Genomic DNA, 19,254 nt, shown 5'->3' with positions numbered 1-19,254 from the left:
CCCAAATGCCCAATCCGAGACAAGTGCCCAAATGCTGCTGCTGATCGACAACTACGACTCGTTTACCTACAATCTGGTACACTATTTAGGCGAACTTGGTGCCGAAATGGTTATTCGGCGAAATGACGCGCTGGATGTGCAAGAGGCCATGGCCATGAACCCGGCCGGAATCCTTCTTAGCCCCGGACCATGCGACCCGGATCAGGCTGGGATTTGCCTGGCGCTGACACAGGCAGCTGCTGAAACCCAGACCCCCTTGATGGGCGTTTGCCTTGGGCATCAGACCATCGGGCAAGCATTCGGCGGTGACGTCATTCGGTGCCATGAGATTGTGCACGGCAAGATGGGCACCATGCATCACACTGGGAAAGGTCTGTTCGCCGGGCTGCCTTCTCCCTTCAAGGCAACCCGGTACCATTCGCTGGTGGTCGACCGGACCACCCTGCCCGATTGCCTGGAAATCACGGCTGAGCTGGAAGATGGGACGATCATGGGCCTGCAACACAAGCAGCTCCCAATTCACGGCGTTCAGTTCCACCCAGAATCGATTGCATCCGAGCACGGCCATGCCCTGCTCAAGAACTTCCTGTCCGAGATGAAAGTCCCCGCATGAGCGACGTATTGAAACCGCTGATCGGCACTGCTGCTGATCGGCCTTTGACGCGCGCCGAAGCCGAACAGGCTTTTGGCATCCTCTTCGATGGCGCCGCCACACCCAGCCAGATCGGCGGTTTGCTGATGGCGATGCGAACCCGAGGCGAGACGGTCGACGAATATGCGGCGGCGGCGGCAGTGATGCGGGCCAAATGCAACGCGGTCAATGCGCCGGACGGCGCGATGGATATCGTCGGCACAGGTGGCGATGGCAAGGGAACGCTGAATATCTCTACCGCAACAGCCTTTGTCGTCGCGGGCGCTGGCGTCACAGTTGCAAAACACGGGAACCGGAACCTAAGTTCGAAATCCGGTGCGGCCGATGCGTTGGGTCAGATGGGTATCAACGTGATGGTCGGGCCAGAAGTCGTTGAAAAAGCGCTGAAAGAGGCTGGTATAGGCTTTATGATGGCCCCCATGCACCATCCGGCCATTGCCCACGTGATGCCAACACGGCAGGAACTTGGGACACGTACGATCTTTAACATTCTGGGGCCACTTACAAACCCGGCCGGAGTGAAACGGCAATTGACGGGCGCGTTCAGCCGCGAATTGATCCGCCCAATGGCCGAGACGCTTGGCGTGCTTGGTACCGAACACGCATGGCTGGTTCACGGGTCCGATGGCACCGACGAATTAACCATTACTGGTGTCAGCTGGGTTGCCTCATGGGAAAACGGCGGTGTGCGTGAGGTTGAACTGCATCCAGAAGATGCTGGCCTGCCAGTGCACCCGTTCGAGGACATTCTGGGCGGAACACCTGAAGAAAACGCTGTTGCCTTCCGCGCCCTGCTGGATGGCACTCCGTCCGCGTACCGGGACGCAGTCCTTTTGAACTCTGCCGCTGCACTGGTGGTGGCCGACGCTGCAAGCGACCTCAAGGACGGGGTCGAGAAAGCCGCGCACAGCATCGACAGCGGCGCTGCCAAAGAAAAAATCGCGGTACTGGCCCGCATCACTCAGGAGGCCGCATGACCGAGACGGTTCTGGACAAGATCAAAGCATACAAGCTTGAGGAAGTCGCATTAGATAAGACCAATAAGTCTTTGGAAGATTTGGAGGATGAAGCCAAGTCTGCGTCTGAGGTGCGCGGTTTTGCGACAGCACTGACCGCCGCCGCGCGATCCGGCTATGGGCTGATCGCCGAGGTGAAGAAAGCAAGCCCCTCAAAAGGTTTGATCCGCCCGGATTTTGACCCTCCGGTACTGGCAAAAGCCTACGAAGAAGGCGGCGCAACCTGTCTGTCGGTTTTGACGGACACGCCCAGCTTTCAAGGGGCCAAAGAATACCTGACGACGGCCCGCGCAGCGACGTCATTGCCTGCGCTGCGTAAGGATTTCATGTACGACCCTTATCAGGTCGTCGAAGCTCGCGCTTTGGGCGCCGACTGTATTCTGATCATCATGGCCTCGGTCGAAGATGAACAAGCCGCCGAGTTGGAGCAAACGGCCTTTGACTGGGGCATGGATGTCCTGATCGAAGTGCATGACGAGGCCGAACTGGAACGCGCAACCAAGCTCAAAAGCAGTCTGATTGGGATAAATAATCGTAATCTCAAGACGTTTGAGACAACTCTTGATACAACGCGCAGGTTGTCAAAACTGGTGCCCGGCGATCGGACTATTGTTTGCGAAAGCGGTCTGAGCACGCCAGCCGACCTGGCCGACATCGCCCGCTATGGCGCACGGTCCTTCCTGATCGGCGAAAGCCTGATGCGGCAGGACAATGTCACTGCGGCGACGCGAAACTTGCTGGCTAACCCTTTGATCCCCGGAGTAATGTAATGTCGCTCACTCACTTTGACGCACAGGGCCAAGCCCACATGGTGGATGTGTCCGATAAGGCGGTAACGGACCGGGTTGCCGTGGCGGCTGGGCACATCAAGATGGCGCAGGAAACCTTTGATTTAATATCAGAAGGGCGTGCAAAAAAGGGTGATGTGCTGGGCGTTGCACGTCTTGCTGGTATCATGGGCGCGAAAAAAACCCCTGACCTGATCCCGTTGTGTCATCCTTTGCCCGTGACTAAGGTTGCTGTCGAATTGACGTTGGACCCGGATCTGCCGGGCGTTCAGATTAAAGCGACCGTCAAGACCTCGGGTCAAACAGGTGTAGAGATGGAGGCGCTGACCGCGGCCTCGACCGCAGCCCTGACGGTTTACGACATGACCAAGGCTGTCGACAAAGCAATGGAGATCGGCGGCATAAAAGTCTTGCTAAAAGATGGCGGTAAATCAGGCCGTTACGAAGCGAAATGATAACTGTCGAAGACGCTCGGGCCCTCCTGTTTGGCCTGGTTGACCGGCTGCCTGCAGAAACCGTTTCACTCTCGCAAGCGGCCGGTCGGATTTTGGCGCAGGACGTTGCGGCCAAACGCGATCAACCTCCGTTTGCGGCATCTTCGATGGATGGATACGCAGTCAAGTCATCCGAAGTCGAACTGCACGCAATGTTCAAAGTCGTCGGAGAGGCCGCCGCTGGGCGCAGGTATTCTGGTCAAGTTGGCGCTGGTCAGGCAGTTCGCATTTTCACCGGAGCCCCCGTGCCAGACGGCGCGGATTTTGTCGTGATCCAAGAAGATACTGAACGCAGGGATGATCTGATTACAATCACGGACATGCCCGGCGACAAGACCAACATTCGACCCAAGGGTGTTGATTTTAAATCCGGCACAACGATCTCTGCCCCTCGTCGCATCCGCCCCGAGGATGTGGCCCTTATGGCCGCAATGAACATCCCCGAGGTTCCCGTCGCCCGCAAGCCGATCGTTGCACTGATCTCGACCGGAGACGAATTGGTCATGCCGGGCGATACGCCCGGCCCTGATCAGATCATCGCGTCAAACACCTTTGGTCTCAAGGCGTTGCTAGAAGATGTTGGAGCGGAAGTTCGCATTCTGCCTATCGCGCGAGACACAGTCGCTTCGCTTGAAACAGCCTTTGATCTGGCAACAGGCGCGGATCTGGTCGTCACGATCGGAGGAGCCTCGGTCGGGGATTATGATCTGGTGTCGGACGTATCCGCCAATCTCGGGATGGAGCGGTCATTTTACAAGATACGCATGCGCCCTGGAAAGCCGCTGATGGCCGGGCGGCTTGGCAAAGCTGCAATGGTTGGATTGCCGGGAAATCCTGTCAGCGCAATGGTTTGCGGCTATCTCTTTTTGGTACCAATGGTACGCCGCATGGTGGGGCTGGCCGAGGCTTTGACGCCGTTCCAAACGGCTAGCCTGGTTGCCCCGCTCGGCCAGAATGGTCCGCGCGAACACTATATGCGCGCCATTCTTGACAATGATGGCATACGGGCTTGCGACGATCAGGACAGCTCGCTTTTAAGCGTCCTGGCGCAGGCCAATGCTTTGTTGGTTCGACAGCCGAATGATCCGGCGCGGCCTGCTGGTGATGAGGTCCTGTACCTACCGATTTAGCAAACGCTCAAATCCATTGACACAAAACGTGAACATGCGTAGAACAAAAGAAAACGCATGACCGACGAGGTGTGAGCAATGCTGACCAAGAAGCAGTTGGATTTGTTGGAATTCATCCACAAACGTGTTCAAGCGGATGGTGTTCCCCCTAGTTTCGACGAAATGAAGGCCGCGCTGGATCTCAGATCCAAGTCCGGAATTCACCGGCTGATCACCGCGCTGGAAGAACGCGGATTTATCCGCCGACTTGCCCATCGGGCGCGGGCGATCGAAATCGTCAAACTGCCCGAAAGTCTTGGCGGCGAACCGACAGCCGCCTTTAAGCCGCGTGTGATCGAAGGCGACAAGCCCGAAGGGCCGCGACCGGCGAATTTCGAACCCGTTACCGTCGATGCCATGGAATTGCCAGTCATGGGCCGTATCGCGGCGGGTGTTCCGATTGAAGCGATCAGCCATGTCTCGCACCGCGTCGCTGTGCCGGGATCAATGGTTTCAGGCAAGGGCGAGCACTACGCGCTTGAGGTTCGGGGCGACTCGATGATCGATGCAGGCATAAATGACGGCGACGTTGTGGTGATCCGCGAGACATCGGTCGCAGACAACGGCGATATCGTAGTGGCACTTGTTGAAGATCAAGAAGCAACACTGAAGCGGTATTTCCGCCGCGGTCATGCCATTGCGCTTGAGGCCGCGAACCCGGCTTATGAAACCCGCGTCTTGCCCGAAGACAAGGTCAAGGTGCAAGGCCGATTGGTCGGCCTGATCCGCAGCTACTGACCTTTTTGTGTCTGGTGGTCTTCGGCTTCCTTCGGGGACCACAATCTGCGACCGATGACCTCTGCGCTGGTCTTTATTTTACCGTTCTGAAAAGCCAGACTCCCGGTCTCCATCAATTTTTCCGGGTCGAACAATACGCAATTTCCGCTTAGTACAACTGGCACAGCTGAGATAACAATCTGGCCTTCGTGGCACTCGGTAAAGCTACCTGCAGATCGCTTTCCGGTCAGGTGGATCACCTCCTGCCCCTTCCACACATATCTTTGGACAAGGTCGTCAGCTGGGGGCCATCGGTCGGCGGCTGTCTTCTGGTTCACACCATCGCCATCATTTTCCAACCATACTGTGGCGATGAACCCGCTGCCTTTCTCTTTGCTCAAGGCGCGCCCTTTGTCCGTCAAGACCCCGACCAATCCACCTGAATCCGCGACCAAGACATCGGGACGTTCACCCTGACCCCATATGAACACGGCCGCGATACATGGTCCCAAACCACCCCATTTCGCGGACCCACGCCACAAAACCGTCCACAACGCCCCCAAAGCGAACAGAGGCAATACATAGTAAGGCGGGCTAACGATATAGCCTTGCGCTCCATCCAGGTTTGATACGGTCTCAGCAACCAGCAATATCCACTCTAACCCAAGGCCCATAACGGCGAGCGCGACCCAGTCCAGACCAAACGGTGCCAACAGGGCTGCAACGACCGCTGCTGGAACAACGACGGTCCCCATCGCAGGGACTGACAACATGTTAGCCACCAAGCCATAATGGGACATCGTATTGAAATGTGCAGCTCCGATCGGTGCGGTCGCAAGCCCTGCGATGGCAGACGACATCAACAATCCAATCACTGGCTTTAACCATTTCGGCCCCGGAACCGGGCCAACATTTCGCAACGCCCCAAACACCGCTACAAGCGCCGTGGTTGCCGCGAAGGACATCTGAAAACCGGGGCTCAAGAGGGATTCCGGCCGCAGGATCAAAACGATCAACGCGGCCACCGCGACCGCGCGCAATGAGATGGCCCGCCGGTCGACGAGAATCGCACCCAGCATCACGGCGGCCATGACAAAGGCGCGTTCGGTTGCCACGTTTCCGCCAGACAGCAGCAGATACAGCGTTGCGGCAATAAGTGCACCAACCGCCGCGACCTTTCGGACCGAGACCCTAAGCGCGATAGCAGGAATCGCCGATAAAGCAACTCGGCACAGTAGATAAACAAAACCGGTCAGTAGCCCCATATGCAGACCGGAGATCGCCAATAAATGCGCCAAATTCGACGCCCGCAAAGACGCGAGCGTTTGTTGCCCCATTCCGCTTCGATCCCCTGTCGTTACTGCGGCGGCGAACCCTCCAATCTCTCCGGGCAACACCGCACGCACATGTTCGGACAATGCCAGCCTTAACGCGGTGATGCGGACGCCGGCCGGATCCGGACCCGAAACCGTCAGAACAGGAACGCGGGTGTAACCGACCGCACCCAAACCCTGAAACCAAGCATGACGCCGGAAATCAAACCCGCCGGGTTCAACCGGGCCTTGTGGCGGAGACAGGTGACCGGTGGTCATGATCCGCTGTCCTGGCACAAGCGAAGCATCACCGCCATGCAAAGATAGCCGGACGCGCTGCGGTCTGCGATCTAGTGGTACGTCCCCTACTCGCACCCGATCCAGCGTTACCCGCAGCGCATCCGACGCAGAGCGGTCAATGGCAACGACCCGCCCCTCGACCGGGCCGTAGTAACGCCATGACAAGACCGGCTCTGCCACCGTATGGGCGCGGGCTCCTGCAAGGATAAACCCCGCACAAACAAGCGCCCCCCCGATTGCCAACGACGCCCAGCCTGACCGTATCCAGCGCGCAGCAGCCAAAGCTGCCATACCCGCGGCGAGCACGCCGACATAGACCTGCCATTCCGGCTCAGACCGCAAACCGAAGTACAGGCCGATTCCGATCGCCAGACAGACCGGAGACCATTGAAATAGGTACCCTGTCTGGTTCAGCAAAGCGGCCTCGACCCGGGCCAGAACACGCATGGTTGCCCCCGTCTCTCAGCCTCGTTAGACAGGCGTCAAACTATGCCCGACACGGTTACCAAAAGGTTAATCCAAACAATGTCCGATCAGGTCGTCACCCGTTTCGCCCCCTCGCCCACCGGTTTTCTGCATATCGGCGGCGCGCGCACTGCGCTCTTCAACTGGCTCTATGCCCGTGGTCGCGGTGGCAAGTTCCTGCTGCGGATCGAGGATACGGACCGCGAACGCTCTACCCCCGAGGCGACGGCAGCCATTCTGCAGGGTATGGCTTGGCTGGGTCTTGACCACGATGGCGATGTGATCAGCCAGTTCGAGGGCGCGGCCCGTCACGCTGAGGTCGCCCATCAACTGCTGGCCGAGGACAAAGCGTACAAGTGCTTTGCGACGCAAGAAGAAATCGTCGCCTTCCGTGAACAAGCGAAGACCGAGGGCAAATCAACCCTGTTCCGTAGCCCTTGGCGCGACGCTGACGCAGCGACCCACCCCGACGCGCCTTTCGTGATCCGCATCAAGGCCCCGCAGGACGGAGAGACGGTGATCCGCGATCAGGTTCAGGGGGACGTGACCATCCGCAATGATCAGCTGGACGACATGATCCTGCTGCGTTCGGACGGGACGCCGGTCTATATGCTGGCCGTCGTGGTAGACGATCACGATATGGGCGTCACCCATGTGATCCGGGGCGACGACCACCTGAACAATGCAGCGCGCCAGATGATGATTTATCAGGCGATGGGCTGGGATGTTCCCGTCTGGGCGCATATCCCGCTCATTCACGGGCCCGATGGCAAGAAACTGTCGAAACGCCACGGCGCTTTGGGCGCGCAGGAATATCAAGCCATGGGGTATCCGGCGGCCGGTATGCGCAACTATCTGGCGCGTCTGGGCTGGAGTCACGGCGACGACGAATTCTTTACCGACGCGCAGGCGAAAGAGTGGTTCGATCTGGACGGAATCGGCAAAAGCCCGGCCCGTTTCGATCTGAAAAAACTGGAAAACCTGTGCGGTCAGCATATTGCCGTCGCCGATGATGCCGCATTGCGGCAGGAAATCGAGGCGTATCTGGCCGCGGCTGACTTGCCTGCGCTGACAGAAACACAATCCAGTGATCTGGAACGTGCGATGTATTGCCTCAAGGATCGGGCGCGCACATTCCCAGAGCTCCTTGAAAAGGCACATTTTTCCCTGACTTCCCGCCCTATTCAACCGGATGAGAAAGCGGCCAAGGCGCTTGCCTCAGTATCCGACGGTATACTGAATGAATTGACGCCGCAGTTGCAAAGTGTTAGCTGGACGCGAAGCGAACTGGAGGACGCCCTGAATTCCTTTGCGGAAGCACAAGGCATCAAGTTCGGCAAGCTGGCGGGGCCGTTGCGCGCCGTACTGGCAGGCCGCGCGGTGACACCTTCGGTTTTTGACATGATGCTGGTGCTTGGGCGGGATGAAACCCTGGCACGGCTTTCTGACGCAGCGACCTGAGTAAAAGGTTCACATTTGGGTAACGCTGCTCCGCTAACACCCGGTTTGCGCGATTGCGCGCATCCGTTGCCCGCAGGATCGGACAGCGATCCATACTGCGCATGATTGAGGAAGGGACACTATGACCGACAGCAACAAATCAGCCACTCTGTCACTTAATGGCGAAACTTATGAGCTGCCGATTCATTCACCGACCGCTGGGCCTGACGTGATCGACATCCGTAAGCTTTACGGAACGGCAGGTGTATTCACGTATGACCCCGGCTTTACGTCGACCGCCAGCTGTGACAGCACCATCACATACATCGACGGCGAAAAGGGCGAGCTGCTGCACCGGGGATATCCGATCGACCAGCTGGCCGGAAAATCTCACTTCCTCGAGGTTTGCTACCTGCTGCTGTACGGAGAGTTGCCGAGCGCGCCCGTTTTGGAAAAGTTCGAAACCACCATCACGCGCCACACCATGCTGCACGAGCAGATGCAGTATTTCTACCGTGGCTTCCGCCGCGACGCGCATCCGATGGCAATCATGGTCGGTGTTGTGGGCGCGATGTCGGCCTTCTATCACGACTCAACTGATATCGCAGACCCGCGCCAGCGTGAGGTCGCCTCGCACCGCCTGATCGCAAAAATGCCAACCATCGCGGCATGGGCCTATAAGTACCACACTGGCCAGCCCTTCGTATATCCGCGCAACGATCTGGACTATGCATCGAACTTCCTGCGCATGTGCTTCAGCGTTCCGGCCGAAGAATATGAAGTCAATCCGATCCTCAGCCGTGCGATGGACCGCATCTTTACCCTGCACGCAGATCACGAGCAAAACGCCTCGACCTCGACCGTGCGTCTGGCGTCAAGCTCGGGTGCCAACCCGTTTGCCTGTATCGCGGCTGGCATCGCCTGCCTGTGGGGTCCGGCGCACGGTGGCGCAAACCAAGCATGTCTGGAGATGCTGGAAGAAATCGGCAGCGTTGATCGCATCCCCGAATTCATCGCCCGCGCCAAGGACAAGGACGATCCGTTCCGCCTGATGGGCTTTGGCCACCGCGTCTACAAGAACTTTGACCCGCGCGCCAAAGTGATGAAACAGTCCGCCGACGAAGTGCTGGATCTGTTGGGCATCGAAGACAACCCGAAACTGCAGGTTGCCAAGGCGCTGGAAAAGCAGGCTCTGGAAGATCCGTATTTCGCCGATAAAAAGCTGTTCCCGAACGTGGACTTCTATTCGGGTATCATCCTCGAGGCGATGGGCTTCCCGACCTCGATGTTCACTCCGATCTTTGCCCTGTCGCGCACCGTGGGCTGGGTCAGCCAGTGGAAAGAGATGATCGCCGACCCCCAGAACAAGATCGGCCGTCCGCGCCAGCTGTATCTGGGCGAGACCACTCGTGACTATGTGGATATCGAAAACCGCTGATCGCGGTTACAGATTGCAGAACGCCCCGGACCGGTTCCGGGGCGTTTTTCGTTAGAACAAAGCCAGTTGGTCGCCCGCCTGTGGTGGCCTTGTGAACAGGTCCAGACGCAACGCCGGGGTGCGCGTGGCCAGCCCCAACCGTTTGACCGCCACGGTAAATCGTTTCGCAATCAGCGCGGCATATTCGCCCTCACCCCGCATCCGATGCCCCCAGCGCGGGTCATAGTCGCGGCCCCCATGCATCTCGCGCAGTTTCGACATGACTTTCTCCGCCCGGGCCGGTTCATGATCTGCCAACCAACGCTGCCACAGCTCGGACACTTCTCGTGGTAGGCGCAGCATGATCCAGCTGGCCGCATCGGCACCTGCGTCGCGCCCGGCCTCAAGCAGCTGTTCAAGCTCATGATCCGTCAAGCCGGGGATCAGAGGCGAGGTCATGACCCGCACCGGTACCCCGGCCTCGGTCAGCCGCCGTATGATCGCCAGACGCCGCCGGGGCGACGGGGCACGAGGCTCCATCCGGCGCGACAGGCCGGCGTCCAAAGTTGTTAGGGAAATCCCCACCCGTACCAGCCCCTTGGCTGCCATGGGGGACAAAATGTCCAGATCACGCTCGATCAAAGCACCTTTGGTGACGATTCCGACCGGGTGCTGAAAATCGCTTAAGACTTGCAGGCAATCCCTTGTGACAGAGCGTGTTTTTTCGACTGGTTGGTAAGGGTCAGTATTGGTGCCCAACGCCACTGTGGCCACCTTGTAGGATTTCGAGGACAGTTCCCGCCGCAGCACCTCGGCCGCGTTGGGCCGGGCAATCAGGCGTGTTTCAAAATCCAGCCCCGGCGACAGACCGAGATAGGCATGGGACGGCCGCGCAAAGCAATAAACACACCCGTGTTCGCATCCTCGATACGGGTTGATCGAGCGGTCAAACGGCAAATCGGGCGACCGGTTGTAGGTTATGATGCTGCGCGCGACCTCGTCGCGCAACTCGGTGCGCAATAGCGGTAGATCATCGTCCTCGGGCCATCCATCCGCGCAGCGTTCAGTGGTAAACGCTTCGAACCGACCAGCAACATTTGTAGCGACACCTCGGCCCCGGATTTGCGCGTCAGTCATATTTGTTCTCTTTATGTTCCATCTGCAGGTATACTCGCCATACGCGGCTCAGGCAAGCGCCCCTCGTCTTACGTGTTGATTTCAAATTGCTTGGCCAAACATGCTGGAATTGAACCGAATGCAGGATCATCTTGCAGATTATGACGTCGAGTTGATCAATATTTTGACGTATAGGTCGGTCTCGGAACCGCCAAGGTCGCAATCGTCACAGTCTAAATGCGACGTTTTGGCCAAAACGAAAAAAATGCCACCAATGGGCGCTAAGCCCGAACAGCTCTAGGGAAACACCCAATGTCCGATGAAGAAGACATCGTCCTGTCCGAACTGAATGACGAGGAATTGGTCGAACAGATGTTCGACGATCTTTACGACGGTTTGAAGGAAGAAATCGAAGAAGGTGTGAACATCCTGCTGGAACGCGGATGGACCCCCTATGACATTCTGACCAAGGCGCTGGTTGGCGGTATGACCATCGTAGGCCACGACTTCCGCGACGGCATCCTGTTTGTTCCCGAAGTTCTGCTAGCCGCAAACGCGATGAAGGGCGGCATGTCCATCTTGAAGCCGCTGCTGGCCGAAACCGGCGCACCGCGCGTTGGCAAGATGGTGATCGGCACCGTCAAGGGCGACATCCACGACATCGGCAAAAACCTTGTGTCGATGATGATGGAAGGCGCCGGTTTTGAGGTCGTCGATATCGGCATCAACAACCCGGTCGAGAACTACCTGGAAGCACTGGAAACCGAAAAGCCCGACATTCTGGGCATGTCGGCCCTGCTGACAACCACCATGCCGTACATGAAAGTCGTGATCGATACTCTGGTCGAGCAAGGTTTGCGCGAAGACTACATCGTACTGGTCGGTGGCGCTCCGCTGAACGAAGAGTTCGGAAAAGCCATTGGTGCCGACGCATATTGCCGCGATGCGGCCGTCGCCGTTGAGACCGCGAAAGACTTCGTGTCGCGCAAGCACAACCAACTGGCGGGCTGATCAGACGGACATCTGAATTCAGGGCCGTCCGGCAACGGGCGGCCTTTTCGTTTACATCTTTGGCGCAGGAGCCAAGCCATGCCGCAGGACAATCTGCCAGACGATGCAAGCTTGACGACAGACGGGTACGAGTCCGCTGCGCAAGGGCAAATTCTGTTGCTGGCTTGCGGCGCGCTGGCACGCGAGATTCTGGACCTGAAGAACCGCAATGGTTGGGACCATATGGACCTGACCTGCCTGCCCGCCATCTTACATGTCCATCCCGAGCGGATTACTCAGGCCGTGCAGGATGCAATCACCAAACATCGCACGCAGTACGACACGATCTATGTGGTCTATGCCGATTGCGGCACCGGGGGCCTGCTGCAAAACGCGTGTGCAGAATTGGGCGTCGAGATGGTCAAAGGCCCGCATTGCTATTCGTTTTTTGAAGGCAATGATGTTTTCGACGCACGCGGCGAGGATGAAACAACTGCCTTCTACCTGACCGATTTTCTGGCACGCCAGTTTGATGCCTTTGTTTGGAAGCCGCTGGGCCTGGACCGGCATCCTGAATTGCGCGACATGTATTTCGGCAACTACACGAAACTGGTCTATCAGGCTCAGACTGACGACCCGTTGCTGACGAAACGCGCTCAGGAGTGCGCCGACCGCCTTGGCCTGGCGTTCGAAAGGCGTTTCACCGGATATGGCGATCTCGAGGCAACGTTAACCGATTGGGCCAATCGCCACTGAGTTACGTCACGCGTTTTCTTGCGCAACTTCGCGAATACGCTCGATCATCGCCCGCAGACCATTGGACCGCTGCGCTGAGAGGTGGTCGTTCAGGCCCAATCGCGCCAATTCTGCGCCGGCGTCAACCTTGGCAACCTCGGCAACTGGCACGCCATTGTACAAAGCCCGCAAAACCGCGATCAGGCCGCGCACGATCAGCGCGTCGCTGTCTCCGTCAAACCTAAATACTCCAGCTTCGATAACCGGATGCAGCCAGACCTGACTGGCGCAGCCATGAACCTTGGTTGCGGGAACTTTCAGCGCGTCCTCAAGGGGTTCCATGGCCTTGCCCTGCTCAATGACATGGCGATAGCGGTCTTCCCAGTCTTCCAGAAACTCGAAATCCTCGACGATGTCTTCAAAGGCAGGCGTTGCCATATCCCTGCGGTCCTTTCATTGCGGTCACAATCGTGACCTATGCCTCTGCCCCCTGCCTGTCCAGCCCCAGCGTGGGTTTTCAAAGCAGGGAATTTGCGTTAGGCCAGTTCGGGAAATACCGGTCAGAGCTTTAAATCCATGCAAAAAACACTGTCTGTTCTTTTGGTCGCCACGCTAACACTGTCGGCTTGTAGCGGATGGCGCGAGTCGCGTGTAAATCCGACCAACTGGTTTGGGTCCAGCACACCCGCGCCTGCACCGACACAGACTTTGGCCAATGACCCAAACGCACTGGTGCCCCAACAGCGTGAAGGCGCCGGCCTATTCAGTCGGCCAGACCCCGTGGACAACAGCGTTGCTATTGCGCGCGTTGATGAGCTGAGGATCGACTCAACACCCGGGGGGGCGATCATTCTGGTCACTGGCGTCGCCGCACGTCAGGGCGCCTATGATGCCCGACTCGTTCGTGTTGAAAGTGAAGAAAACCAGAAGAACGGCGTACTGGAATATACCTTCCGCGTTTCGTATCCGGCCACAGCAACCAATCAAGGCTCTGAACGTTCACGTCAGGTGTTGGATGCAATCAACGTGTCACAAGACGATCTGCAAGGCATCCGTCTGGTTCGCGTAGTCGGTCAGGAAAATGCTCTGGAATCGCGGCGGCGCTAAGTCGGCTACAACGACACAACCTTGACCGACTGGCCCTTGGCTGCCAAGGCGATCTTACCTTCGCACAGTTTAAGGGCGTCTTCGCCAAACACTTCGAACCGCCAACCTGACATCGCAGGCAGGTCACGCTCTCCCGCCGCGATCTGATCCAATTCCGAACTGGTGGCGATCAGTTTTGCTGCCACGCCCGAACTTTCGGTCTTGGACTTTAGCAATACCCGCAGCAGATCGGCCAACGCCGGATTGACCTTTAGCTTGTCGCGGCTGTTATCAACACGCGGCATCTGGTCGGGCGGGCAATTCACACCCTTTTTAACGGCCGCCAGAATACCTTCGGCAATCGCGCCTTTGCGCGCCTCGCGAAGCAACAAACGCGAGCCACCAAGATCAGACGGGGATTTCGGCTTGGTCGAGGCCAACTCGATCAGCGCGTCGTCCTTGAACACACGGCTGCGGGGTACGTTGTTTTCTTGCGCATAGGCCTCACGAAACTGGGCCAACTCACGTACCACAGCCAAAAACTTGGCCGAGTTCGTTCGTGTCTTAACCCGTTTCCACGCATCTGCCGGGCGGATATCATAGGTTTCGGGATGGGTCAGTGTGCGCAGTTCTTCAGCAACCCAATGGCTGCGTTCCGTTTTATTCAACTCTTTCGCCAGATGCTCGTAGATCTGTCGCAGGTGGGTCACATCAGCCAAGGCATAGGTCTTTTGCGCGTCCGACAACGGACGGCGAGACCAGTCGGTGAAGCGCGAGGTCTTGTCCAAACCCTGCTTGCAAATCTTGCGCACCAACGTTTCATAACCGACCTGCTCTCCGAAGCCGCAAACCATCGCGGCAACTTGGGTATCAAACAGGGGCGTCGGGAACACATTTGCTTCAACCCAGAAGATCTCAAGATCCTGGCGGGCCGCGTGAAAAACCTTTACCACACCCTCGTTTCTGAACAGTTCGTACAGAGGCTCAAGCGACAATCCCTCAGACAGTGGATCAACAAGCACTGCGCTGTTCTCGTCCGAAGATGGCACCGCCAATTGCACCAGACAGAGTTTCGAATAATACGTCCGCTCGCGCAGGAACTCGGTATCGATTGTCACATAGTCATGGCTTGCAGCGGCCTTGCAGTACTCGGCCAGCTCTTGCGTCGTTGTCAGGGTCTTCATGCGCGGTGGTGTTCTTGCTCTTGTTTTTCGTCGTAGCCCGTCGCTTTTGTGCCGTTCAGGGCGATAGCCCAGACCATAGGCCGAATAACACTGGCGTGTAAATCACTCTGCGGCGATCAGGGCAGCAACACGGGTGTGTGGTCGCCAGAGCTAAAGCGGCGCAACACGGCTGGATAGAGCTTATGTTCCCACACCAGAACGCGTGCCGCCAGAGTCGTAGGTGTGTCGTTTGGCTCAATCTGCAAACGGGCTTGGCCAAGGATCGGACCGTCATCCAATGCCGCCGTTACCTCGTGAACCGAACATCCATGTTCCTCATCGCCTGCCTCGATCGCGCGGGCATGCGTGTTCAGGCCCTTGTATTTCGGCAACAGTGAAGGGTGGATGTTCAGCATCCGCCCCTGAAAGCGCGATACAAAATCGCCGGTCAGAACGCGCATGAACCCAGCCAGACAGACGATATCAGGCTGCGCAGCCTCAAGCGGTTTCAGCAGCTCTGCCTCGAACGCAGCGCGGTCGCCTTTGAACGGACGGTGATCGACCGAAGCCGTCGGGATGCCCCGCTCAGCCGCCTTGACCAGCCCCCCGGCTTGAGCGTCGTTGGACAGCACCAGACAGGGTCGCGCGGGGTGGTCGCCGATCATGGAATCGACCAGCGACACCATGTTGGACCCCCCGCCCGAGATCAGGATGGCAACGCGCTTGTGGCTCACAGCAGTTTGCCAGTGTAGGCCACACCGGCCGCCTCGGTGACTGTGCCGATGCGCGATACGGTTTCCCCGGCTTCGACCAGCAGATCGGCCAGTTCATCGGCGCGGTCTTCGGCGCAGACTACGATCATGCCGATACCGCAGTTGAAGGTTTTCAACATCTCAGTCTCAGCAATCCCACCGGTTTCAGCCATCCAACGGAAGACGGGCGGCAAATCCCAGGCGTTCAGGTCGATCCCGGCACCCAGCCCTTCGGGCAAGACACGCGGCAGGTTTTCTGTCAAACCGCCGCCGGTGATATGGGCCAGCGCGTGAACGCCCCCTGCCCGGATCGCTTGCAGCGCCTGCTTGACATAAAGACGCGTGGGCGTCAGCAGTGCCTCACCCAGCGTACCGTCGCTGAACGGCGACTCGGCGTCCCATCCTAGCCCCGAAATCCCTACCAGTTTGCGAACCAGCGAATAGCCGTTGGAATGCACCCCGTTCGACGCCAGCCCCAGCAGCACGTCGCCCTGCTGCACGCCTGCGGGCAGATGCGCGCCACGCTCCATCGCGCCGACCGAGAACCCGGCCAGATCAAAATCGCCATCGGGGTACATGCCGGGCATTTCCGCCGTCTCACCACCGATCAGGGCACAGCCGGACTGCACACAGCCCTCGGCGATGCCTTCGATGATCCGCGCGGCAGTATCCGTGTCCAGCTTGCCGGTGGCGAAGTAGTCGAGGAAAAACAGAGGCTCGGCGCCCTGACAGATCAGATCGTTGACGCACATGGCCACCAGATCAATGCCAACGCCATCAACCACGCCGGTATCAATAGCGATACGCAGCTTGGTGCCCACACCATCGGTCGCGCCCACCAGAATAGGATCGGTGTAGCCCGCATCCTTGAGGTCGAACAGAGCGCCGAACCCGCCCAGCCCGCTCATCACGCCCGAGCGGTTGGTCCGCTTGGCCGCAGGTTTGATCCGGTCGACCAGCGCGTTGCCTGCATCAATATCAACACCCGCGTCCGCATAGGTGATTCCGTTCTTGCCCGCTGTCATGGCCAACCCCTTATGAATGGTTCCCGCGCGGGTTAGTCGATTGTGGCCGTCGTTGCAACGGTCAGGCTTGACGCGGGCGTTCACCGTGATACTCAAAGCGCTCAGACGGGCCTGTAGCTCAATTGGTTAGAGCAGAGCGCTCATAACGCTTTGGTTGCGGGTTCAAGTCCTGCCGGGCCTACCAAATTTACCGTCCTATGATGATATCCGCGCTGAGCCCGCCCAGGCGTTCACTTTTCCCAAGCCGCAAAACACCCCCGTGTGCGCGGGCAATATCCGCAACAATTGCAAGCCCCAGGCCAACACCGCTGCCTTGATTCTGGTTGCGCGCCGGGTCCAGGCGCGAGAACGGTTTCACGGCCTCGGTGCGCTGTTCTGGCGGAATGCCCGGCCCGTCATCTTCGACCCGGATACGCAGCGTTTTGGGGGTAAGCGATAGGCTGACCTCAGCTCGGTTTCCGTATCGAACAGCATTTCCGATCAGATTCTCGACAGCCCGGCGGATCGACGTTGGACGCAACATGGCGGTACCCGAGCCTTCGGTTGCGACAAGTTCAGCGGTATGCCCGGCCCGTTGGGCGTCGTTGACGATCTGTTTCAACAGCTCAGACGGATCCACCTGTTCGGGCGCGCCTTCCGCCGCACCGCGTGAAAAGTCGAGAAACGCGTCCAGCAGCAGCTGCATTTCGTCCACGTCTTTCTGCAACGGCGTGGCTTCATCTTCGGGCAACATCGACAGCCCCAGTTTCAGACGGGTCAAGGGAGTGCGCAGATCGTGGCTGACACCTGACAACATCATGGTGCGCTGTTCCATTTGCCGCTCGATTCGGGCGCGCATATCGAGAAATGCGTTTCCCGCAGCTCTGACCTCAATTGCGCCTCCGGGCGCGTACGGTACTACCCTGCCACGGCCAAACGCCTGCGCTGCATCAGCCAACCGTGTAATCGGACGCAGTTGGTTGCGCATATACAAGAACGATATCGACGTCATGATGACCGCAAAAAACACCATCGTCACAATCAGCTGGTGCGGAGCAGCCGGAGACAAGCGTCGCCGATCCATTGTAAGCTGCAACAATCCCAAATCTGTATTCAAATATAGGCGCGCTTCATCCCCGCTGGGCAGCGCAATTGCCACCAGATTGGGTAGAAAGGCGTGCAAATCGGAATCGACCTGTGGCGCAATGAAATCGTACCATCGGCGATAACCAACTTCGGGGCGTTCATTGATGCCAAGGAAACGCACCTTCATATCAAGCGCGCTCAGATCAGGCCGAATCTCGGCCATGGCTTGCTGCTGGGTCTCGGCATCCTGCATCGTCGCAAGCACAAGCATCACCTCTCGGGAAGCCGTGCGTGTCATCTGCTCTGTCACGTCTTCAAGGTGTTTCTGCAAAAAAGCGATGCCAACAACAAGCAACAGCACGATAACTGGCAGAACCAGTATTAGGGCCGCTCGCGCATAAAGACTTCGCGGCATATAGGGTTTGAGCCATGCACTCGACATGCGCTAAACCTAACGGGCTGATCGGACAAGAGAAAGAGCGCAGAATGCAGGCCCCCGATGATTTCAACCCACCGCCCGGCCAAGCGGTCGAATTACAAACCGGGCTTAGGCGCATTCTGGCGCCGAACCCGTCGCCGATGACGTATCGCGGGACGAATACCTATTTGCTGGGCACAAAGGATTGCGCGGTCATCGACCCCGGACCGATGAGCGAGACACATCTGGACGCGATTCTATCCGCCCTTCAAGCGGGTCAACGCATAAGCCATATCATCGTCACGCATACCCATCTGGATCACTCTCCGCTCGCCGCTCTTTTGGCGCGGCGCACCGGCGCGCCGATTCTGGCTTTTGGAGGCCCCGAAGCCGGGCGCAGTACAGTGATGGCGGACCTGGCGCAACAGGGCCTGGCCGGAGGCGGCGAAGGAATCGATACCGCCTTTCGTCCGGATATCGAACTCGCCGATGGCGAAACCATCGAAGGTGACGAGTGGCAGCTTGAAGTCATTCATACCCCGGGGCACTTGGGCAACCACATCGCTTTGGGCTGGGGTAATACCTGTTTCACCGCCGATCATGTCATGGGATGGGCCAGCTCATTGGTTTCACCTCCTGACGGAGATCTGACGGACTTTATGCAAGCCTGTCACCGTCTGCGCGACCGCACTTGGTCAACCTTTCACGCAGGACACGGTGCTCCTATCACTGATCCAGCTGCGCGGTTGGATTGGCTGATACAGCATCGCGTAACACGCGAGGCACAGATTCTGGGTGCGCTTGCCGATCAACCCGGCACGGCGAGACAATTGGCTGAGCGTATCTACATCGAAACTCCCAAAGCGTTGCTTCCTGCCGCCGAACGCAACGTGTTCGCTCATTTGGTCGATTTAACCGTAAAATCAATGGCTTCACCGAAAGGGAACCTAGCTATAGACGCCGAATTCCATCGAATTGCATGATCAGAAAAATTTTTCGTTATTTCGGGTCGTTCCCCTCTGGACGGCAATTTTCGAGGTTGTTATACGGCCCTCAGTTCCGGCGTAGCTCAGCGGTAGAGCAGTTGACTGTTAATCAATTGGTCGTAGGTTCGATCCCTACCGCCGGAGCCA

The 19,254-nt window shown here is 58.1% G+C and carries 19 protein-coding genes and 2 tRNA genes; 14 read left to right on the top strand and 7 right to left on the bottom strand.

The annotated features are described in order from the left end of the window. Nucleotides 1-31 precede the first annotated feature (31 nt). From AC2FNR_RS18040 to lexA, 6 genes are all read left to right on the top strand, one after another. A complete protein-coding gene (locus AC2FNR_RS18040; RefSeq protein WP_496850528.1) occupies nt 32-613 on the top strand; it encodes an anthranilate synthase component II in 582 nt (193 codons plus the stop codon). Beyond that, nucleotides 610-1,629 carry an anthranilate phosphoribosyltransferase gene (gene trpD, locus AC2FNR_RS18035; RefSeq protein WP_496850527.1) on the top strand — a complete coding sequence of 340 codons (1,020 nt, stop codon included), beginning with the start codon at nt 610-612 and terminating at the stop codon, nt 1,627-1,629. Before AC2FNR_RS18040 ends, trpD begins: the two co-directional genes overlap by 4 nt. After that, the gene (trpC, locus tag AC2FNR_RS18030) at nt 1,626-2,438 is read left to right on the top strand and encodes an indole-3-glycerol phosphate synthase TrpC (RefSeq protein WP_496850526.1); all 813 of its coding nucleotides are present in this window, start codon (nt 1,626-1,628) and stop codon (nt 2,436-2,438) included. Before trpD ends, trpC begins: the two co-directional genes overlap by 4 nt. Continuing rightward, nucleotides 2,438-2,911 carry a cyclic pyranopterin monophosphate synthase MoaC gene (gene moaC, locus AC2FNR_RS18025; protein ID WP_496850525.1) on the top strand — a complete coding sequence of 158 codons (474 nt, stop codon included), beginning with the start codon at nt 2,438-2,440 and terminating at the stop codon, nt 2,909-2,911. Before trpC ends, moaC begins: the two co-directional genes overlap by 1 nt. Continuing rightward, nucleotides 2,908-4,080: a molybdopterin molybdotransferase MoeA gene (locus tag AC2FNR_RS18020; RefSeq protein ID WP_496850524.1), complete on the top strand. Its 1,173-nt coding sequence runs from the start codon at nt 2,908-2,910 to the stop codon at nt 4,078-4,080. The genes moaC and AC2FNR_RS18020 overlap by 4 nt, the downstream gene beginning before the upstream one ends. A gap of 78 nt (nt 4,081-4,158) precedes the next feature. Then, the gene (gene lexA, locus AC2FNR_RS18015) at nt 4,159-4,857 is read left to right on the top strand and encodes a transcriptional repressor LexA (protein WP_170354295.1); all 699 of its coding nucleotides are present in this window, start codon (nt 4,159-4,161) and stop codon (nt 4,855-4,857) included. On the opposite strand, the gene AC2FNR_RS18010 is transcribed toward lexA, so the two are convergent. Continuing rightward, nucleotides 4,851-6,896 (bottom strand): ComEC/Rec2 family competence protein, encoded by a 2,046-nt coding sequence (locus AC2FNR_RS18010; RefSeq protein WP_496850522.1) that lies wholly within the window; start codon nt 6,894-6,896, stop codon nt 4,851-4,853. The two genes, lexA and AC2FNR_RS18010, sit on opposite strands and share 7 nt — an antisense overlap. Before the next feature lie 78 nt (nt 6,897-6,974). On the opposite strand from AC2FNR_RS18010, the gene gltX reads away from it, so the two are divergent. Both gltX and gltA read left to right on the top strand, forming a co-directional pair. Continuing rightward, a complete protein-coding gene (gene gltX, locus AC2FNR_RS18005; protein ID WP_496850657.1) occupies nt 6,975-8,375 on the top strand; it encodes a glutamate--tRNA ligase in 1,401 nt (466 codons plus the stop codon). A gap of 121 nt (nt 8,376-8,496) precedes the next feature. Further along, on the top strand, nt 8,497-9,792 hold the full coding sequence (gltA, locus tag AC2FNR_RS18000; RefSeq protein ID WP_480865632.1) for a citrate synthase: 1,296 nt from the start codon (nt 8,497-8,499) through the stop codon (nt 9,790-9,792). Between the two features lie 51 nt (nt 9,793-9,843). On the opposite strand, the gene AC2FNR_RS17995 is transcribed toward gltA, so the two are convergent. After that, on the bottom strand, nt 9,844-10,908 hold the full coding sequence (locus AC2FNR_RS17995) for a PA0069 family radical SAM protein (protein WP_496850520.1): 1,065 nt from the start codon (nt 10,906-10,908) through the stop codon (nt 9,844-9,846). Nucleotides 10,909-11,199: 291 nt separating this feature from the next. Here AC2FNR_RS17995 and AC2FNR_RS17990 point away from each other — a divergent pair, with 291 nt between their 5' ends. Both AC2FNR_RS17990 and AC2FNR_RS17985 read left to right on the top strand, forming a co-directional pair. Next, the gene (locus AC2FNR_RS17990) at nt 11,200-11,898 is read left to right on the top strand and encodes a corrinoid protein (RefSeq protein ID WP_209194530.1); all 699 of its coding nucleotides are present in this window, start codon (nt 11,200-11,202) and stop codon (nt 11,896-11,898) included. Nucleotides 11,899-11,976: 78 nt separating this feature from the next. Then, nucleotides 11,977-12,633: a DUF1638 domain-containing protein gene (locus tag AC2FNR_RS17985; RefSeq protein ID WP_496850518.1), complete on the top strand. Its 657-nt coding sequence runs from the start codon at nt 11,977-11,979 to the stop codon at nt 12,631-12,633. Between the two features lie 6 nt (nt 12,634-12,639). Here AC2FNR_RS17985 and AC2FNR_RS17980 read toward each other — a convergent pair whose 3' ends face one another. After that, the gene (locus AC2FNR_RS17980; RefSeq protein WP_496850516.1) at nt 12,640-13,050 is read right to left on the bottom strand and encodes a SufE family protein; all 411 of its coding nucleotides are present in this window, start codon (nt 13,048-13,050) and stop codon (nt 12,640-12,642) included. Nucleotides 13,051-13,188: 138 nt separating this feature from the next. Between AC2FNR_RS17980 and AC2FNR_RS17975 the strand changes: the two genes are divergently transcribed. After that, nucleotides 13,189-13,719: a hypothetical protein gene (locus AC2FNR_RS17975; RefSeq protein WP_496850514.1), complete on the top strand. Its 531-nt coding sequence runs from the start codon at nt 13,189-13,191 to the stop codon at nt 13,717-13,719. Nucleotides 13,720-13,724: 5 nt separating this feature from the next. Here AC2FNR_RS17975 and rnd read toward each other — a convergent pair whose 3' ends face one another. From rnd to purM, 3 genes are all read right to left on the bottom strand, one after another. Then, nucleotides 13,725-14,882, bottom strand: coding sequence for a ribonuclease D (rnd, locus tag AC2FNR_RS17970; RefSeq protein ID WP_496850513.1), 1,158 nt, complete (start codon nt 14,880-14,882; stop codon nt 13,725-13,727). A gap of 116 nt (nt 14,883-14,998) precedes the next feature. Further along, nucleotides 14,999-15,595 (bottom strand): phosphoribosylglycinamide formyltransferase, encoded by a 597-nt coding sequence (gene purN, locus AC2FNR_RS17965; protein ID WP_496850511.1) that lies wholly within the window; start codon nt 15,593-15,595, stop codon nt 14,999-15,001. Then, on the bottom strand, nt 15,592-16,638 hold the full coding sequence (gene purM / locus AC2FNR_RS17960) for a phosphoribosylformylglycinamidine cyclo-ligase (protein ID WP_496850509.1): 1,047 nt from the start codon (nt 16,636-16,638) through the stop codon (nt 15,592-15,594). The genes purN and purM overlap by 4 nt, the downstream gene beginning before the upstream one ends. A gap of 107 nt (nt 16,639-16,745) precedes the next feature. On the opposite strand from purM, the gene AC2FNR_RS17955 reads away from it, so the two are divergent. Further along, nucleotides 16,746-16,822, top strand: a tRNA-Ile gene (locus AC2FNR_RS17955). 3 nt (nt 16,823-16,825) lie between these two features. Here AC2FNR_RS17955 and AC2FNR_RS17950 read toward each other — a convergent pair. Continuing rightward, entirely contained in the window at nt 16,826-18,145 is a 1,320-nt protein-coding gene (locus AC2FNR_RS17950) for an ATP-binding protein (protein ID WP_496850507.1), read from the bottom strand. Between the two features lie 44 nt (nt 18,146-18,189). Here AC2FNR_RS17950 and AC2FNR_RS17945 point away from each other — a divergent pair, with 44 nt between their 5' ends. Together AC2FNR_RS17945 and AC2FNR_RS17940 are read left to right on the top strand one after the other, a co-directional pair. After that, on the top strand, nt 18,190-19,104 hold the full coding sequence (locus AC2FNR_RS17945) for an MBL fold metallo-hydrolase (RefSeq protein WP_496850506.1): 915 nt from the start codon (nt 18,190-18,192) through the stop codon (nt 19,102-19,104). A gap of 75 nt (nt 19,105-19,179) precedes the next feature. Further along, nucleotides 19,180-19,254 (top strand) — tRNA-Asn (locus AC2FNR_RS17940).

The organism is Ruegeria sp. SATB045 (genome assembly GCF_059613525.1).
The sequence above is the reverse complement of the archived record's forward strand: the minus strand, read 5'-3'. Positions and strand labels throughout refer to the sequence as shown.

What these genes read in the sequence shown, in the direction of transcription:
- AC2FNR_RS18040 (WP_496850528.1), top strand. Translation starts at nt 32, where the DNA reads ATGCTGCTGCTGATCGACAACTACGACTCGTTTACCTACAATCTGGTA.
- trpD (WP_496850527.1), top strand. Translation starts at nt 610, where the DNA reads ATGAGCGACGTATTGAAACCGCTGATCGGCACTGCTGCTGATCGGCCT.
- trpC (WP_496850526.1), top strand. Translation starts at nt 1,626, where the DNA reads ATGACCGAGACGGTTCTGGACAAGATCAAAGCATACAAGCTTGAGGAA.
- moaC (WP_496850525.1), top strand. Translation starts at nt 2,438, where the DNA reads ATGTCGCTCACTCACTTTGACGCACAGGGCCAAGCCCACATGGTGGAT.
- AC2FNR_RS18020 (WP_496850524.1), top strand. Translation starts at nt 2,908, where the DNA reads ATGATAACTGTCGAAGACGCTCGGGCCCTCCTGTTTGGCCTGGTTGAC.
- lexA (WP_170354295.1), top strand. Translation starts at nt 4,159, where the DNA reads ATGCTGACCAAGAAGCAGTTGGATTTGTTGGAATTCATCCACAAACGT.
- AC2FNR_RS18010 (WP_496850522.1), bottom strand. Translation starts at nt 6,896, where the DNA reads ATGCGTGTTCTGGCCCGGGTCGAGGCCGCTTTGCTGAACCAGACAGGG.
- gltX (WP_496850657.1), top strand. Translation starts at nt 6,975, where the DNA reads ATGTCCGATCAGGTCGTCACCCGTTTCGCCCCCTCGCCCACCGGTTTT.
- gltA (WP_480865632.1), top strand. Translation starts at nt 8,497, where the DNA reads ATGACCGACAGCAACAAATCAGCCACTCTGTCACTTAATGGCGAAACT.
- AC2FNR_RS17995 (WP_496850520.1), bottom strand. Translation starts at nt 10,908, where the DNA reads ATGACTGACGCGCAAATCCGGGGCCGAGGTGTCGCTACAAATGTTGCT.
- AC2FNR_RS17990 (WP_209194530.1), top strand. Translation starts at nt 11,200, where the DNA reads ATGTCCGATGAAGAAGACATCGTCCTGTCCGAACTGAATGACGAGGAA.
- AC2FNR_RS17985 (WP_496850518.1), top strand. Translation starts at nt 11,977, where the DNA reads ATGCCGCAGGACAATCTGCCAGACGATGCAAGCTTGACGACAGACGGG.
- AC2FNR_RS17980 (WP_496850516.1), bottom strand. Translation starts at nt 13,050, where the DNA reads ATGGCAACGCCTGCCTTTGAAGACATCGTCGAGGATTTCGAGTTTCTG.
- AC2FNR_RS17975 (WP_496850514.1), top strand. Translation starts at nt 13,189, where the DNA reads ATGCAAAAAACACTGTCTGTTCTTTTGGTCGCCACGCTAACACTGTCG.
- rnd (WP_496850513.1), bottom strand. Translation starts at nt 14,882, where the DNA reads ATGAAGACCCTGACAACGACGCAAGAGCTGGCCGAGTACTGCAAGGCC.
- purM (WP_496850509.1), bottom strand. Translation starts at nt 16,638, where the DNA reads ATGACAGCGGGCAAGAACGGAATCACCTATGCGGACGCGGGTGTTGAT.
- AC2FNR_RS17950 (WP_496850507.1), bottom strand. Translation starts at nt 18,145, where the DNA reads ATGTCGAGTGCATGGCTCAAACCCTATATGCCGCGAAGTCTTTATGCG.
- AC2FNR_RS17945 (WP_496850506.1), top strand. Translation starts at nt 18,190, where the DNA reads ATGCAGGCCCCCGATGATTTCAACCCACCGCCCGGCCAAGCGGTCGAA.